Origin of the sequence: Tumebacillus lipolyticus (assembly GCF_042682745.1) — a bacterium.
Taxonomy (GTDB): domain Bacteria; phylum Bacillota; class Bacilli; order Tumebacillales; family Tumebacillaceae; genus Tumebacillus_A; species Tumebacillus_A lipolyticus.
Genome location: NZ_JBHUIO010000002.1, coordinates 821,955 through 838,172 on the forward strand (window position 1 = coordinate 821,955; position 16,218 = coordinate 838,172).

The 16,218-nt window shown below is 56.6% G+C and carries 14 protein-coding genes, 1 riboswitch and 1 other annotated feature; of the genes, 2 read left to right on the plus strand and 12 right to left on the minus strand.

All coding sequences use genetic code 11. The annotated features are described in order from the left end of the window. Positions 1-68 precede the first annotated feature (68 nt). The 9 genes from ACFSOY_RS03060 to ACFSOY_RS03100 all read right to left on the minus strand — a co-directional run bounded on the left by ACFSOY_RS03060 (position 69) and on the right by ACFSOY_RS03100 (position 11,452). Positions 69-1,049 carry a 3D domain-containing protein gene (locus ACFSOY_RS03060; protein WP_386044051.1) on the minus strand — a complete coding sequence of 327 codons (981 nt, stop codon included), beginning with the start codon at positions 1,047-1,049 and terminating at the stop codon, positions 69-71. Positions 1,050-1,284: 235 nt separating this feature from the next. Further along, a complete protein-coding gene (locus tag ACFSOY_RS03065) occupies positions 1,285-1,896 on the minus strand; it encodes a prepilin peptidase (RefSeq protein WP_386044052.1) in 612 nt (203 codons plus the stop codon). A gap of 37 nt (positions 1,897-1,933) precedes the next feature. Next, positions 1,934-2,977, minus strand: coding sequence for a type IV pilus twitching motility protein PilT (locus ACFSOY_RS03070; protein WP_386044053.1), 1,044 nt, complete (start codon positions 2,975-2,977; stop codon positions 1,934-1,936). 62 nt (positions 2,978-3,039) lie between these two features. Then, the gene (locus tag ACFSOY_RS03075) at positions 3,040-4,341 is read right to left on the minus strand and encodes a bifunctional folylpolyglutamate synthase/dihydrofolate synthase (RefSeq protein ID WP_386044054.1); all 1,302 of its coding nucleotides are present in this window, start codon (positions 4,339-4,341) and stop codon (positions 3,040-3,042) included. Between the two features lie 15 nt (positions 4,342-4,356). Further along, positions 4,357-7,014 carry a valine--tRNA ligase gene (locus ACFSOY_RS03080; protein WP_386044055.1) on the minus strand — a complete coding sequence of 886 codons (2,658 nt, stop codon included), beginning with the start codon at positions 7,012-7,014 and terminating at the stop codon, positions 4,357-4,359. Positions 7,015-7,060: 46 nt separating this feature from the next. Then, positions 7,061-7,302, minus strand: a binding site (T-box leader). A gap of 72 nt (positions 7,303-7,374) precedes the next feature. Then, a complete protein-coding gene (locus ACFSOY_RS03085; protein WP_386044056.1) occupies positions 7,375-7,899 on the minus strand; it encodes a hypothetical protein in 525 nt (174 codons plus the stop codon). Between the two features lie 5 nt (positions 7,900-7,904). Next, the gene (locus ACFSOY_RS03090) at positions 7,905-8,567 is read right to left on the minus strand and encodes an ABC transporter ATP-binding protein (RefSeq protein WP_386044057.1); all 663 of its coding nucleotides are present in this window, start codon (positions 8,565-8,567) and stop codon (positions 7,905-7,907) included. 1 nt (position 8,568) lies between these two features. Beyond that, positions 8,569-9,780 (minus strand): ABC transporter permease, encoded by a 1,212-nt coding sequence (locus ACFSOY_RS03095; protein WP_386044058.1) that lies wholly within the window; start codon positions 9,778-9,780, stop codon positions 8,569-8,571. Positions 9,781-10,051: 271 nt separating this feature from the next. Continuing rightward, positions 10,052-11,452, minus strand: coding sequence for a phosphoglucomutase/phosphomannomutase family protein (locus ACFSOY_RS03100; protein WP_386044059.1), 1,401 nt, complete (start codon positions 11,450-11,452; stop codon positions 10,052-10,054). Positions 11,453-11,594: 142 nt separating this feature from the next. On the opposite strand from ACFSOY_RS03100, the gene ACFSOY_RS03105 reads away from it, so the two are divergent. Both ACFSOY_RS03105 and ACFSOY_RS03110 read left to right on the plus strand, forming a co-directional pair. Further along, the gene (locus ACFSOY_RS03105) at positions 11,595-11,747 is read left to right on the plus strand and encodes a hypothetical protein (protein WP_386044060.1); all 153 of its coding nucleotides are present in this window, start codon (positions 11,595-11,597) and stop codon (positions 11,745-11,747) included. Positions 11,748-11,849: 102 nt separating this feature from the next. Further along, positions 11,850-11,993, plus strand: a riboswitch (cyclic di-AMP (ydaO/yuaA leader). A gap of 7 nt (positions 11,994-12,000) precedes the next feature. Continuing rightward, on the plus strand, positions 12,001-12,861 hold the full coding sequence (locus ACFSOY_RS03110) for a C40 family peptidase (protein WP_386044061.1): 861 nt from the start codon (positions 12,001-12,003) through the stop codon (positions 12,859-12,861). A 65-nt stretch (positions 12,862-12,926) separates the two neighbouring features. Here ACFSOY_RS03110 and ACFSOY_RS03115 read toward each other — a convergent pair whose 3' ends face one another. The 3 genes from ACFSOY_RS03115 to ACFSOY_RS03125 all read right to left on the minus strand — a co-directional run bounded on the left by ACFSOY_RS03115 (position 12,927) and on the right by ACFSOY_RS03125 (position 16,186). Then, positions 12,927-13,613 carry a DNA alkylation repair protein gene (locus ACFSOY_RS03115; RefSeq protein WP_386044475.1) on the minus strand — a complete coding sequence of 229 codons (687 nt, stop codon included), beginning with the start codon at positions 13,611-13,613 and terminating at the stop codon, positions 12,927-12,929. Between the two features lie 141 nt (positions 13,614-13,754). Further along, on the minus strand, positions 13,755-15,098 hold the full coding sequence (locus tag ACFSOY_RS03120; RefSeq protein WP_386044062.1) for a CotS family spore coat protein: 1,344 nt from the start codon (positions 15,096-15,098) through the stop codon (positions 13,755-13,757). A 14-nt stretch (positions 15,099-15,112) separates the two neighbouring features. Next, positions 15,113-16,186 (minus strand): mannose-1-phosphate guanylyltransferase, encoded by a 1,074-nt coding sequence (locus tag ACFSOY_RS03125; RefSeq protein WP_386044063.1) that lies wholly within the window; start codon positions 16,184-16,186, stop codon positions 15,113-15,115. Positions 16,187-16,218 lie beyond the last annotated feature (32 nt).

Here is a 16,218-nt window from a genome sequence, read left to right on the forward strand (position 1 = left end):
AAAAATAAAAAAGACACCGATTGGCGTGAAACCAATCGGTGTCTTCGTACGTCTTTATTGATAGAAGATTAATTCAGGATGTGCACTTTGACCGACCGAACTCCAAATTGAAGCGCCTGTTCGCGAGTATCAAAATGAATGTCGATGCGATTGCCAACGATCGCTCCTCCGACATCGCTTGCCACCCCATAGCCATACCCCTCGATATACAATTTCGTTCCGAGCGGAATCACTCTAGGATCGACAGCGATCGTCCCTCTGCCTGCCACCGAGCCGGTTGCAGTCCGTGAGCCAGGCATCGAGTATGCCGAAGCAGCCATCATCATCACGCGCGTACCTGTCAAGTTTTCCCCGCCACGGCTCGCCACCACGACCGGACGCTGTTGCGTCCCGTAGACGACCACCTGGTTGACCGGTTCGCTGACGACTGCACGCTCTTTTGAACGATCGACTTCTTTGCCATTTTCGATCACAATTTTCGTCGTGATCGTGGCTTTCCCTTCCACACCGGATGTCAGCACTTTCTCAGTGCCCGTGTACAAGTTGGCATCTGGCTGGCGTTCGGTCTGAAAAGGTATAGATTCTTCTGCGACTTGCACTTCTTCAGATCTGCGGATAATCGAAAGCTTTTGTCCGTTTTCAATCGAGGTTTTCAGTTCCAAGTTGGTCTTATCGCTTGCGCTCAATTCGATGCCGAGCTCTTTGATCAGCTCTTCGATCGTGCCGGCTTGCGTCTTTACTTGGATCGCTTCTTTGGTGCCGTCAAGCACCTCTACTGACTTTGCATGCTTTACTGTGATCGTAGTCCCATCTGCAAGTGCGTCTGTTATTGCTGGTTGCACCAAGTCTCCTGTTCCGATCAAAACACCCTGATCGTTCAACAGTTCTCCTACCGTTCCCACGCGGAACCCGGAGATTTCCTGCTTCTGTCCGTCCACTTCCAAGTCGATTGTCTTGTAAGTAGCGGATGCTGTTGCCGCACCTCCCAAAAGCAGTGCAACAGCTGCTGCAGATAAGCAGTAGACAGACTTTCGGTTGACCTTTAGCACTCAACCACCTCTTTTTTTGTAATTTCCCGACTGGAAACTACCCCCATTTACCTAGCGGACAAGAACTGGATACAGTATACCTTGCACTTTCATTTCTGACAATGGGTGCAAATGGAAATGACAGAATTCTTTCTTCACAGAAAAATTCGACAGCTTTTACATGTTTCTCCCTGAGAATATGCGCAAGCTCGCACGACGAGAACCTACAATCGATCGCTTGTGCCGTTTCAAAGACCTACGATACAGCTTGAACATACTGCAAAACGAGCTCCTCGCCACCGCCCCAGGCGCTCAGCGTTCCGAGCAGGATGAACGGCCCGAACGGTATTTGTTGACGAGGCTTGATCACCCCGCTCCATCTGAGCGGCAACCCGATCAGCGATCCCCACAGACAGGCGAAAAAGAGGACGAGCAGCACGCCTGGGATGCCCAACACCATGCCGATCACCGCAAACAGCTTGATATCTCCCCCACCCATCCCGTTTGCGATCAGCCCGAGCAGAGTGACGATCAGCCCTCCGCAGATAAAACCGAGCGGATATTGCCACCACGGTTCTGGATGGATGAACAGGCGCATGCTGAACAGGATCAAGCTTCCCGGGTACAAGATGCGATTCGGAATCGTCATCGAGCGCAAGTCGGTGATCGTCAAGATCAACAGCAGGCCGCACAAACTGCAGCGGACGATCGCATCTCCGCTGACTCCAACCGCCAAGAGCAGCAGCGGCAACAGCGCGACCGCGAAGAGCAAGCAGAGCGATTCGCCTATGCGAGTACCCGCTTTGCGCTCTCGTTTCAACCTCGTCCCCTTGCGAACACCTTCTCGTGTAGGTTCTGATGCTCCCATCTCTTCCTCCCCTTTCTCTGCTGGCGAACCTCTCGGTTCACTCCTTGTTCCCGATCATCTTCACCTGCGACTCGAACGCTTGCTCATCGATCACCCCTGCCCGCAACAGCTCCACCAAGTGCATCCTAAACGTCTGCATGCCAATCGATCTTCCCGTCTGCATCGCGGTGCGGAGTTGATGTGCTTTTTCTGTGCGGATCAGGTTCGCCACTGCTTGCGTGTTGATCAAAATCTCTTGGACTGCCACGCGACCACCCCCATCCGCTCGCGGCAACAAGCGCTGTGAAACCACACCGAGCAGCGCGGAGGCTAGCTGCGCGCGAATCTGCCGCTGCCCTTGCGCTGGAAAGGCGTCGAGCATGCGATCGACCGTCTGCGGCGCATCGGAAGTGTGCAGCGTGGAGAGGACGAGGTGACCCGTCTCGGCGGCGGTGATCGCCGTCGCAATCGTCTCTTGGTCGCGCATCTCCCCGAGGAGAATCACATCCGGATCTTGCCGCAGCGCCGATCGCAACCCTGATGAAAAAGATGCGGTATCGCGCCCCACCTCCCGCTGATCGATCAAGCTTCGCCGATGTTCATACACATATTCGATCGGATCTTCCAGCGTGATAATCCGACGAGCATACCGCTCGTTGATCTGCTGAAGCAGACAGGCAAGCGTCGTCGATTTCCCGCTCCCCGTCGGCCCTGTGACGAGAAACAGACCTTGGCGTCGCTCCATCAGGCTGGTCAGGGATGCGGAAAGACCTAACTGTTCTGGAGTGGGCACTCGACTCGGGATGACGCGGATGGCGAGCGCCAGATGTCCCATTCGCTGAAACGCCTGCACCCGAAATCGTATCCCGTCAGGCGATTGACAGGAAAAGTCGCTCTCCCCGCCTCCCTTCCATCCACTCGATCGCTCCTTGTCGAGCAGCGCCTCTACGAGCTGTGCTGTTTCCTCCGCCCGAAGCGGCTCGCTCCCTCGGATCGGTCGCAAATCGCCCTCCACCCGCAACATCGGAGGTGCTCCTACCGTCAAATGAACATCGGAAGCTCCCTGTCTGACCCCTTCGCGCAAAAAGTCCCAAATCTCCACGTCGATCTCTCCTCCTCCCGACGAAAGAAGGACCCTCGCAGGGGTCCTTCTTTCGCGTGCATTTAATTAGGAAAAAACAGCGCTCGTGCTTCGGAAATCATGTACAGCGAGCCCGTGCAGACGAGCGGACAACCGAGTTCTTCCGCCTGTTGTGCAGCCAGTCGAAACGCCTCCGCCACCGATTGCGCAGTGAGCACCGGAAGTTCCGAATCGAGCGACTTGACCATCTTCGCCACCTGGTCGACCTGTGCGGAGCGCGGCATGTTCGCCCGGGTGACCACGACAGCAGCGGACAGGGGAACGAGCGGTGCCAGCACCTCTGGAATCGCCTTGTCTGCCATCACGCCGACGATCAACACCACTTTTCGCTGCGGGAGCAACTCGCGAAGTGCTGCGCCAAGCGCTTGTGCGCCCTCTGGGTTGTGCGCCCCATCGAGCACCGTCAGCGGATCTTGGGCGACCACTTCGAAGCGCCCAGCCCAAGCGGTGCTCGCAAGGCCTGCTCGCACACTCGCTTCATCGATCGGATAGCCGAGTTCTTGCAACGCTTGGCAGGCGGCAACAGCAAGCGAAGCGTTGACCGTCTGATGTTCCCCGAGCATTTTGATCTGCAGCTGGGAAAGCTCCCCCTCAAAGCCTCGCCAATCGAACGTCTGCCCTTCCCAGCCGAATCTGGAGCGCTCACTGGCAAAGTCGTCACCAAACGTCAAACAGCGCGATCCATTTTGCGCGGCAGTTCGTTTGATCACCTCAAGCGCTACCCCATGTGCAGTCGTCAAGACAGGCACGCCAGGTTTGATGATTCCCGCCTTTTCGGCTGCGATCTGCTCAAGCGTATCACCTAAGATCGCCTGATGGTCCAGCCCGACGTTGGTGATCAACGAGAGCAGTGGCGTGACCACATTGGTCGAATCGAGTCGACCGCCAAGCCCAGTCTCCCAGACGACAAAATCGACCTCTTGCCGAGCGTAGTGCAAGATCGACAGCACGCTCAGCACCTCAAACTCTGTCGGGCATCCCACCTCGGTCGCCGCCACTTCCTCCACCACCGGTCGCAGCTCTGCGACGATCTGATCCAATTCTTGATCTGTGATATTCACACCGCCAACTGACATTCGGTCATGAAATTGCGTCAGATAGGGTGACGTATACAGTCCAACCTGATAGCCGACATGTTGCAGGATGTTGGCCAAATAGGAGCAGGTTGAACCTTTGCCGTTCGTACCGGCCACATGCAGAAACTTCAGTTGCTCGTGCGGGCGACCGAGTCGTTCGAGCATCGCCTGCATTCGCTCCAAACCTGGCTTGATACCGCCTCGCCCATCGAAACGGTCGAAGCTGTGAATCCACTCGATGGCTGTCACGTATTCGGTACTCCTTTAGCCGCGCAATTCGTTGATGCGGGCGCGTACTTTTTCACGCTTCTCTGCATAGTCTGCCAGTTTTGCCTTCTCCGTCTCGATCACGTCGGCCGGAGCTTTGGCAACAAATCCTTGGTTGTTCAGTTTTTTCTCGATGCGCTCTACCTCGCCGTCCAATTTCTTCTCTTCCTTTTTCAGACGCGCGATCTCAGCGTCAAGGTCGATCAGCCCTGCGAGCGGCATGAACAGCTCTGCGCCGGTGACGACGTTCGACACCGCCTTGTCAGGTGCTGCGATGTCTGTGCCGATCGTCAATTGATCAGGGTTGCAGAATCGGCGAATGTACGATTCCCCTCTGTGCAAGATCTGTTCGACCTCCGCATCTTTCGCCTTGATCTGCAAGGTGATCGGACGAGACGGCGGCACGTTCATCTCCGCACGCGTGTTGCGAACAGAGCGGATCAGGTCGATCAGCAAGTTCATCTCTTTCTCCGCTTGCGCATCTGCCAGATCGGCGTTGTACTCCGGATAGGCGGCACGCATGATCGACTCGCCAGACGCGTGAACGGGCAGGTGCTGCCAGATCTCTTCCGTCTGATACGGCATGAACGGATGCAGCAGGCGGAGCGCTTGGTCGAGCGCATAGATCAGCACGTTTTTCGTTGTGTTCTTCGCCGCTTCGTCGTCGCCGTTGAGCGGCATTTTCGCCAGTTCGATGTACCAGTCGCAATACTCGTTCCACAAGAACTCGTAGATGGCCGAACCCGCGCCGCCAAAGTCGTAATTTTCCAGGCGAGCGTTCACATCCTGTACCGTTTCGTTCAAACGATGCAAGATCCACTTGTCTGCCGTGCCGAGGTTGGTCGCACCGGCCAGACCTGCATAGTGGAAGTCTTCGCCAAGATTCATCATCACAAAGCGCGATGCGTTCCAAATTTTGTTCGCGAAGTTGCGCGCCGATTCGACCTTTTCCCAGAAGAAGCGCAAGTCGTTGCCGGGCGATGCGTTGGTCATCAGCATGAAGCGCAACGCGTCCGCACCATACTTCTCGATCACTTCGAGCGGATCGACCCCATTGCCGAGCGACTTGGACATTTTGCGTCCTTCTGAGTCGCGGATCAAGCCGTGGATCAGCACGTCTTGGAACGGCTTTGTTTCTGTAAATTCGAGCGAGGTGAAAATCATTCGCGCGATCCAGAAGAAGATGATGTCATAGCCGGTCACCAATACATTGCCCGGGTAATAACGCTTCAGATCTTCCGTCTCTTCCGGCCAGCCCATCGTCGAGAACGGCCACAGCCCGGAGGAGAACCAAGTGTCGAGCACATCTTCATCCTGGCGCAGATGATCGTGTCCGCATTTGGAGCAAGAGGTCGGCTCTTCCATCGTGACGATCGTCTCGCCACAGTGGTCACAGTACCAAGCTGGGATGCGATGGCCCCACCAGAGCTGACGCGAGATGCACCAGTCGCGAATGTTTTCGATCCAGTGCAGATAGGTTCGCTCAAAGCGCTCTGGAACGAAGCGCACCTTATCTTCCGACTTTTGCAGTTTGATCGCTTCATCTGCCAGCGGTTGCATCTTGACAAACCATTGAGTGGAGAGGAACGGCTCAACCACCGCACCGGATCGCTCCGAGTGGCCGACCGAGTGCAGATGCTCCTCGATCTTGAAGAGAACGCCGAGCTCCTGCAGGTCTGCCACGATCTTCTTGCGGCAATCGAAGCGATCGAGACCTGCATATGGGCCAGCATTTTCGTTCATCTGCCCCGCCTCATCCATCACGATGATCTGTTCGAGCTGATGACGCTGGCCGATCTCAAAGTCGTTCGGATCATGTGCAGGGGTGATCTTGACACAGCCGGTACCAAACTCTTGGTCAACATAGTCGTCGGCGACGATCGGGATCGTGCGCCCGGTGATCGGATGGGCGAGCATCTTCCCGATCATGCCTTGATAGCGCTCATCGCTCGGATGGACCGCTACTGCCGTATCGCCGAGCATCGTCTCCGGTCGCGTGGTCGCGACGACGATCTCACCCGTTCCGTCTTCGAGCGGGTAGCGCATGTGGTAGAGCGCGCCCTGAACATCCTTGTACTCCACCTCGATGTCTGACAGAGCGGTCCGAGCGGCCGGGTCCCAGTTGATGATTCGCTTGCCGCGGTAGATCAGGCCTTTTTCATACAGCTTGACAAACACGAGGCGAACCGCCTTCGACAACCCTTCGTCCATCGTGAAGCGCTCGCGAGAGTAGTCGAGCGAGAAGCCCATCTTGCTCCATTGGTTGCGAATCGTGTCGGCGTACTGCTCTTTCCACTCCCACACTTTCTCCAAGAACTTTTCGCGACCGATGTCGTAGCGGGAGATTCCCTCTTCGCGCAGCTTCCCTTCCACTTTCGCTTGGGTCGCGATGCCCGCATGGTCAGTTCCCGGCAGCCACAGCGCGTCATACCCTTGCATGCGCTTGCGGCGGATCAGCACGTCTTGCAGCGTGAAGTCGAGCGCATGGCCCATGTGCAGCACGCCGGTGACGTTTGGCGGTGGAATCACGATCGCATACGGTTCTTTCTCCGGCTCGCCGTTCGCTTTGAACAGCTCGTTTTCAATCCACCATCTGTACAGGCGGTCTTCTACCGCCTTGGGATCATACACTTTCGGAATGTTTTGCTCTTCCATAACCATCCGCCTCCTGTAGAAAATAAAAAAGTCTCCCTCGTCCTCAAAAAAGGACGAAAGAGACGCTGTTTCCGCGGTACCACCTTTTGTTCGCAAGACGGACGTCTTGCGCACTCGGGAAGATAACGGGTTCACCGGTCTTCCTTACTGGACGCGCCCATGGTGCGCGCGTTCGGGAAGACAACTCCGGGACGACGTTCGGTTCCTTCCGTCTAGGCGGCCTCTCAGCGCATCAGCCACCCTCTCTGAAGACTTTCACAACCTACTCTTTCCCTTCACAGTCAATCATTATGAAATGTTGTTTGATTCATAGTATACAACATCGTCATTTCTTGTCAAAGCAAAATCAAAGCAAAAGCACTACTTTTTCTTTTTCGTATTGCGGTAGTGTTTCTTGGTGGCATGCGGAACATACGCCTTGTTGGCGCGCCCTCTGCGCACATTGGTTGCGCGACCGCCCTTATCTCCCTTATCGCCCTTTTTCTCGCCCTGCTTCTGCTGCACTTTCGCTTCCATCTGCGCGCGCTTGCGCTCCGTCCACTCATGCGTTTTGACGAAGACCCAAGATCCGGCGATCGAGATGATCAGCACCAACAGCGGCAAGTTGAGCAGCGCGGTCTTCAAGTTGGCCGTCGCAATCTCCGCATCGAGCGTCGCATACTGATAGATGAAGAACGAGATCAACGCGATCAGAGCGGTTGCAAGCGTCACAAGGATGGCGCTCGCCAACTTGCGCTCCTTGACCCTCGGCACGATGAAGAACGATGCGAACATCATCGCGATCGGCAATGTCGTAAACAGATATTGATCGCCTAAAAATGCTGGCAACAGGCCGCTTAACAGACCCAACACGCCAGAAGTAATCAAAAGAAAACGATAGTTCAAACCTTTCACTCCACCATCACTCCATCCCGAATCGATACCACGCGGTGCGCCCGCTTCGCCAACATCTTGTCGTGCGTCACCATCACCACAGTCTTGCCCGCAGCGTTCGCCCGGTGCAGCAGCTCGATCATCTCGGACGCTGTCCGCTCATCGAGGGCACCGGTCGGCTCATCGGCGAGCAACAGCATCGGGTCGTTGATCAGCGCGCGGGCCAACGCCACGCGCCTCTGCTCCCCTCCGCTGAGCGCAAACGACCGATCCTCACCGCGATCCCCCAGTCCAACCGAAGCGAGCAACTCATCCGCCCGCCTTCGATCTGCTGTGGTGACTGCACCGCTTAATAATTTTGGCAATACTACATTTTCTCGCACATTGAGCGTTGAGACAAGACTAGGAAATTGAAAAACGAATCCGATCTGTGCAGACCTCAGCTTCGTGCGCTCCCGCTCGCCAAGCCCGCTCGTCTCCCGCCCGTCGATCAACATCGACCCTTTGGTCGGCACGCTGAGCAGTCCGATGATCGAAAGCAGTGTCGACTTCCCACTGCCAGAAGGCCCCATCACCGCGATAAACTCTCCATCTGCGATCTCCAGATCGATCCCGCGAAGCGCCCGAATGAACCCTTGAGGGCTCTTGTATGTTTTCTTCACGCCTGCAAGCTTTAGCACGCTACTCCCCCTCTCGGATCGCATCATAGGGATCTTGACGCAAGATCGACCGGATCGGCACGGCAGCTGCGATCATGCCGATCAGCGAGGTCAACAGGATCGCCATCAGCGCAAGTCCCACAGATGGCAAAAACTCTGGGAAGAGCAGCGGCAGTTGGAACAGCTTGGCGATCACCGCCTGATTGTCGGCGAGAAAGGCCGCGACGACAAACACGCCGACAGTCCCGCCGACGACGCTCGACAAGAGCGATTCGGTGAGCAAGAGCCGGTAGACAGTCCACTTTCCCGCCCCGAGCGCTCGAAACATGCCGATCTCGCGCATCCGCTCATGAACCAGCGCCGAAAACAAGGTCATCCCTTGCACCGCCGCCATCAGCAGCACCACTCCGATCATCGAGTAGGACAGCAGCCGCAGCGGGAGCAGCTGCCGTTCGATCGTCTCGCGCAACTGGCTGCCCGTGACGGCAGAAGCTTCCGGAACTTTGCGCTCGATCTGTCGCTTGACAAACTCTTCATCGCCAAGAGCCGTTTTCAAGAGCACGACCGATATGCTGTCTGGCGGAAACTGCAGCTGGTTGCGACCTGATACTCGCAGTTCTCGCGCAGCATCGAGCGTCATGAAGATCGTCTTGTCAGCCCCGGTTCCTGTGGGAAAGAGCACCCGCGCCACTTCAAAATCGCGCCCAAACAGGGTGAGGCGCTCTTGGTATGCTTTGTAGCGCAGATGGTAGATCGCATTTTTCCCACCGGCATCGCTGCCGACGATCACCTTCTCCTTCGTCAGCTCCCTGCCAGTTCCGCTGAGAAATCCGCGCAGCGTAAAATCGCGGTTCGGATCGAAGGCGATCACCGGAAATTCCCCTTCCACCTGACAGCAGGTGCCAGAAAACGTCTCCAAAAAGAGTTGCGGTGCCATCTGCTCGATCTCCGGAATCTCCCGCAGCTTGTCCAGCACAGAGGCGGGCATATAAAACGGGCTCACCTCACCGGAGATCATCAACTGCTCCGCCACTTTGCCATAGTTTTTTGGCACGACCATCACGTCGGCGCCAAATCGCGCTTCGCTTGCGGTCAGGCTCTGCTGCACAGACATCAGGAAGAAGTAGCTCAGGAACAGGATCGCCGAAGTGATCGCTGTCGAGGTGAGCAGAAGCGAGCTCCTCAGCGGTTTGCGCCACAGGTTGCGCCAAGCCCACCGAATGCGTTGCCACATCGGCTACACCTCTCCCGGCTCATCATCGACAGAAGGCCCATCGTCAAACGGGTCGTGTTTTCGCAAGATGAATACCGTAATTATTGTACCAAGCAGCAACAACGCGAACCAGATCAAATTGAAAAAAATCTCAGCCGCACCGAACATTCTGCTCCCTCCGCTCGTTCGCTCTTCTCTACGTAGTATGGGCATGAAAGCCAAAAACATCCAAGAGGGGAGCAAATGCCCCTGTTGGATGTTCTGTCGCGAGGGAGTCGCGCCTTAAAAACTGCTAGTCGACCAAGCGCTTTGCCGCTGCGATCAGCCGGCTCACATCCTCCGATTCTCGCGCTTCCGCATAGATGCGCAACAGCGGCTCTGTCCCGCTCGCCCGGAACAGGATCCATCTGCCGTCCGAAAGCTTGTATTTGACGCCGTCGAGCGTCTGCACCTCTTCGATCTGATCGCCGGCAAACGTGATCGGCTGCTGGACGAGCGATCGGAAGAGCGACTCCTTTTTCGCTTGGGCGAGCGGCAGGTCGATGCGGTCATACGCGTGATATCCGGCGAGAAACATCAGCTGATCGATCGCATCTGACAACTGCTGGCCGGAGAGCAGCAGATGCTCGATCAACAGCATCCCAGAAAAAATCCCGTCCCGCTCCGGCATGTGCAGCGGGATGCCGATGCCACCGCTTTCCTCGCCGCCGATCAGCACATCTTCCGCCTGCATCAGGCCGCAGATGTGTTTAAATCCGATCGGCACTTCATGCATCTGTACCTCGTACAGATCGGCGATTCGGTCGATCAGCCAAGTGGTGGAAAACGTTTTGACCACCGACCCCGACCATTTGCGGTCGCGCAGCAGATGCAGCGTGAGCAGGGCGAACAAGATCTGTGGCGACACATAATTGCCTTGCGCATCGACCGCCCCGAGCCGATCGCCATCCCCGTCGGTGGCGAGGCCGAGATCTGCCCCAACCTCCAGCACTTTTTCCATCAGCACGCCAAGATTTTTGGGGATCGGCTCCGGGTTGACGCCGCCAAACGTAGGATCTGGATCTGATCGAACCTGTGTGACCTGACAGCCGAGCGCCTCCAGCGCGCGGCTAAAATAGGCGCCCGCCGCACCGTGCATCGCATCGACGACAACGTGCAGCCGCAGCTCTCGATCGAGCGTCGGGGAGAGAAAGCGAAGCAGTTGATCAAAATACGGCTGATCGAGGTTGATCAGCTCGATCATTCCCAACCGCTTCGCACTGTCAAACGGGATGCTCTTCGCAGCCGTCTTGCCGAGGCGTGCGGCGATCTGCGCGATCTCTTCCTCGTTGGCCGGGCCGGCATGCGGCCCTTTCCATTTCACGCCATTCCATACGGCCGGATTGTGGCTGGCGGTGATCATCAGACCGCCGGCCGCGCCGAGATGACGAACCGCGAACGAGAGCAGCGGTGTCGGCGTGACCGAGTCGAACAGATAGACAGGGATGCTGTTCGCAGCTAAAACTTGTGCGCATTCCCGCGCAAAAACATCGGAGAGAAAACGAGTATCATATCCGACGACCACCCCGCTTTCCTGCACCTGTTTCGCGTGCAGTTCGTCGGCGATCGCTTGGCAAACCAGTCTCAGATTGCCGGTCGTAAAGGTGTCGGCGATCTGTCCGCGCCAACCTTCCGTTCCAAATTGAATGTCCATGCGGGCTGTCCCCCCTGCAACCTTGTTGTCAGTGTCTTGTAGCGTATGCAGAACCCTGGGCATTCGTCACGGACTGCGCACATCGGGCGGGCAGGAGCACATACACTGTCAAGGAAAGGATTTGGAAACGGGGGACTGACCGATGTACTTCCTGCTCTTGCGCACCGTCAAGATCCTGCTTGGCGGCGCGATCGCGATCGTGTTTCTCCGAGCGCTGTTCTTCCCGAACGTGCTCGATGTCTTCTTGTTGCTCCTGCTCTTTTTGATCATGGTCGCCATGTTTGTCGGCGCCTGATCTGCGACACCACCCGACCTGTCCGGGTGGTGTTTTTGCGCAAGCGATGCCCTTTTCCAGCCATTCCCGTCTTGTTCCTGCATCTGCCCCATGTTAGCATGAAATGCAAATATGCCGAATCTTGTCGAAAGTCAGGACAAGTACGGGGGACGCTTTACTTTGGGGTGAATGTTCTTCAACTTGGAACAAGGGAAATCCTCTTCCCGAACCCGTCAACTAACCTCGGAGGCGCTTGAGGAGGCAATGCAATAAAATGAAATCGTGGGGCACAAAGTTGGCCATCAGCGCAATTGCGATGGTCGGAATTTTTTGTCAAGTACAAGGTGATGCAGAGGCTGCCGATTCTTCGATCTACAAAGTCCAGCTGAACGACAAGCTGATCTCGTTCCCAGACGCGAAACCGTTTGTGGACGGATCGAGCCGGATGCAGGTGCCGATCCGATTTTTGACCGAGTCGATGGGCTACAAAGTCGACTGGAAGCAGGAAGGCACGCAAGTTTCTGTCACGCTGTCGAAAGGAAACGACACCGTCCAGCTAAAGACTGGGGACGCGCGGATCTTGATCAACGGACAGGCAGAGTGGATGGATACGAAGCCGGTCTTGAAGTCTGATCGCACGTTCGTGCCGATCCGCTTCGCCACAGAAGCTCTGGATGCGAACGTCAGTTGGCACGCACCGTCGCTCTCGGCGATCATCGCGACAGATGGACGGGCTCACCAAGCGCTTGCACCCACCTATGTACCGCCGAGCGAGAAGATCATCCAATCGGCAAAATCCTATCTTGGCGTGCCATACCTCTGGGGGGGCATGACGCCGAGCGGATTCGATTGCTCTGGCTTCACGCAGTATGTGTTTGCGAAAAACGGCCTTTCCTTGCCGCGCGTTTCCCGCGACCAGTACACGGTGGGTCAGTCGGTCGCCAAAAGCAATCTGAAAGCGGGAGATCTCGTCTTCTTCTCGCTCAGTCAGCCTGGCGTCGTCGGCCATGTGGGGATCTACCTCGGCAACGGAGAGTTTATATCTGCCGCCAGTTCCCGCGGTGTCAGCATCGCCAACATCAACGACCCCTATTATTGGGGCTCCCGCTACATCGGAGCGAAGCGAACTTTCTAGCACTTGTACCCAGAGATGAAAAAGACACCGCAGCTGTGGTGTCTTTTTCATCTCTTTTCGGCAGGTCACGCTTTCGCTTTGGCCAGCTTTCTCTGCTTCATCTTATTGATATAGGCGGTCGCATCTGGTGTTTTACAGGCGGTCTCCCCATGATCGACCTTCACTTTCCCAATCGCCGCCGCAAGTTGTAGCGCTTTCGCCTCCAGCAGATCGTTGCGCGACCCGATGGCGATCAGCGCCGTGTTCATCGCCTCTTTGATCCGGTTTTTGCTCTGATGGATGCCTGTCCCGATCTTTTCGAGAAAGGGTTCAAAAAACTCGTCCGGCAGCGGCTCCTTTCCGAGCGCGAGCTGCGTGAGCATCTGCCAGCCTGCCCTGCCCACCCATTCCTCTTCTGAGCGAATCCACGCTACCATCAACGCTTGGGCAAATGGGGTCTTGCTCGCCAGATTGCTCGTCAGCACATCGGTCAGCGTGTGGTCGGTCAGGCACTCCACCCAGGTGTGAAGCTGCGCTTCCTCGATCAGCTTCGGATCGGCGATCATCGTCGCAACCACTCGCGCCTCCCAATTTCCCGTCTCCCACAGCTGCTCAGTCAACCGCTGATCTTTTTTGATCTCCTTGGCCAACTTCTTCATCTCCGCAAAGGACACACCGAACATGTTGACGCCGATCCCATGTCGCCCATACACTTTTCGGTTCTGTTCCGTCCCCATCGCTTCCAGTTTGGCAAGCACTTCTGCCAGCTCCATCAGATCACCACCCTCTCGGTCAGTTCCTCTCATTATATACGATCACCTTCATCCAGCCTACGCATCGCCTGTTCCCTGACTGCCAAAGAACAGCAAAAGAGCTGCCCCTCCTGAACGGCAGCTCTGGCAGCGTTAGTTCGCTTATCGCCCCGGACGCCATGGTCCCGGCTTCTGCTTGCGGCGCGGCTTGATTCGTGGAGCAGCATCTGGCAGAACGGAGCGACTGTCCGTGCGCCGTTCCTCCAGCCCTTTTTCATGGCTGGCCAGCCGAACCTCAGACGATTCTTCCCGCTCGTGTATCGAAGCGCTTTCGGACAGATCGACCGCATGCGCTTCTGGCGCCTCCCACCCATCCGCACGGCTTTCCACCGACGAGGACTCCATCGCTTCCAGATCGTCATACGATTCCAGCCCTTCCAAATGGGGGGCGAAGGACGGGGCGGACAAGTTCAGCCCGTAGCGGGCGATCAGATCCTGTACGAACATCTCCCTGCCCTCATCGAGCGCTAACTGTTTGCGGAATCTGCTGGAAAAGCGCTCAGCATCCCAATCCCGCTTGCGCTCAAAGTACGCTTCGACCACCTCTAGCGTGCGCTTGGGAAAGGAAAGGTAGGCGGCGAGCACCGTCATCTCCTCCGCGCTGATCTCCCGCACCGCTCTGTAGACGTCGAGAATGGAGAACCCGATCGACGCTTCCCACTTAAATCGCGGCATATAACGGGTGAGCAGAGCGCCGAGGTCGTGCAGCGGGTGGCCAAAATGACAGTGATCAAAATCGACGACCGCCATCCGCTCTTTCTCCACGATCAAGTTTTGCCGCGAAAAGGAACCGTGGCAGATCGTCCTGTTTTCTCGCGCCCATTCGATGATCTGCGGGTAGGGAGAACGCGCCAGCTGCTCCGAAGCATGGTCGATCATCTTCACCAGTTCCTCGCGGTGCTGGCGATAGGAATCATCCATCCCTGTCTGTTCCCGAAGCTCTTCCAGATTCGCATCATAGCTGCTGAGCTTCGCCCGGAACTTCCCCCACTGCGCGGAGAAATCCTCGCGGGTTTCCTGCCCAAATCCGCCCCCTGCAAACCCGATGCCCGCGTTGTGCAGCTTAGCCATCGTCTCTGCCGCCAAGAAGATGTTCTTCGTCTTTTTCAGATCTGCTTCCTTGCCCGGCCTCCAATCGGTCAGGTAGTAGATCCCCGTCGAATGCACCACATAGGGATCGCCGTACTTTGTGCGAATAAAGCGCGGCGCATCGTGAAAGCCTTTGTTCGCCAGATGATCGATCACCTGTTGCACAAAGCGCACTCGACCTTCGGCGACGTTCACCTTCTTCAGCGCACGCGTTCCGACCGCCGTCTTGATTCTCAACACGCCTCGAACCTGCCTGACCTTCTCGACCTCCAGATCCCACTCGCGCAAAACGTCCGGATCGGCGCCGTAAGAATCGAACACGTCTAGCAGTTCCTTCTCCTCTTTCCTCTTCGCCATGCGCTTCCTCCCCCTTACAGAAACTCTCGCAAGTTTCGTTTTTCGATCCGCCTGACCAGATCTTTGATCTCTTGGTCGCGCTCTTTGTCAGCGACGAGGATCGCGCGGTCAGATTGCACGATCAACAGATCCCGGACGCCGATCGTCGCGATCAGCAGATCTTCGCTCTCGATGATCGAGCGGGATGTGTCGATGCCAACGTGCAACCCGTTGACAATATTGCCCGCGTTGTCGTGGCTCAAAAATCGCTCGACCGATCGCCAGGACCCCACATCATCCCAAGCAAAGTCGGCGGGGATCACCGCGACGTTTTCCGCCTTTTCCATGATCGCGTAGTCGACCGACAGCTTTTGCATCTTGGCGTACGTCTCGCGGATGACCTCCTGCTCCTCGGCGCTGCCGAGGATCTCATAGATCTGCGCCAGATGCTGATACATGTCGGGCATGTGCCGACGATACGCCTGCAAGATCTCCTGCGCCCGCCAGACAAACATCCCGGAGTTCCACAAGTATTTGCCAGCTTGCAGAAAGCGGAGCGCGCGCTCAAAATCTGGTTTCTCTGTGAACTCCGCCACGTGATACGCCCGCCTGCCGTTGTCATTGACCAGCAGGCGATCCATCTTGATATAGCCGTACCCGGTCTTCGGCTCGGTCGGACGAATGCCGAATGTCACCAGCATCTTATGATTGCGCGCAAACTCGGCTGCCCACGACAGGCAGCGCCTAAAATCTTGCTCCGAGCCGATAAAGTGATCGGATGGCAAGACGGCCATCACCGCCTGCGGATCGCGCCGAGCGAGTTTGACCGCCGCAAGTCCAATCCCAGCTGCCGTCTCCCTCGCCTCCGGCTCGATGATCAAATTTTCCGGCGGCAGCTCAGGCAGCTGTTCGCGAATCTTGTCAAAATACCGATCGTTCGTCACCACATAGATACAATCTTGACGGATCAAGGGGCGTACCCTGCCTGCTGTCGTCTGGAGCAAGCTCTTGTCCCCAAAGATTTGCAAAAACTGCTTTGGGTTTGCAGCCGAGCTTTTCGGCCAAAACCGACTCCCCACACCTCCAGCCAGGATCACCGCATACAGCATCAGGTTCGCCCTCCTCTCCCACCGAGTTGCAT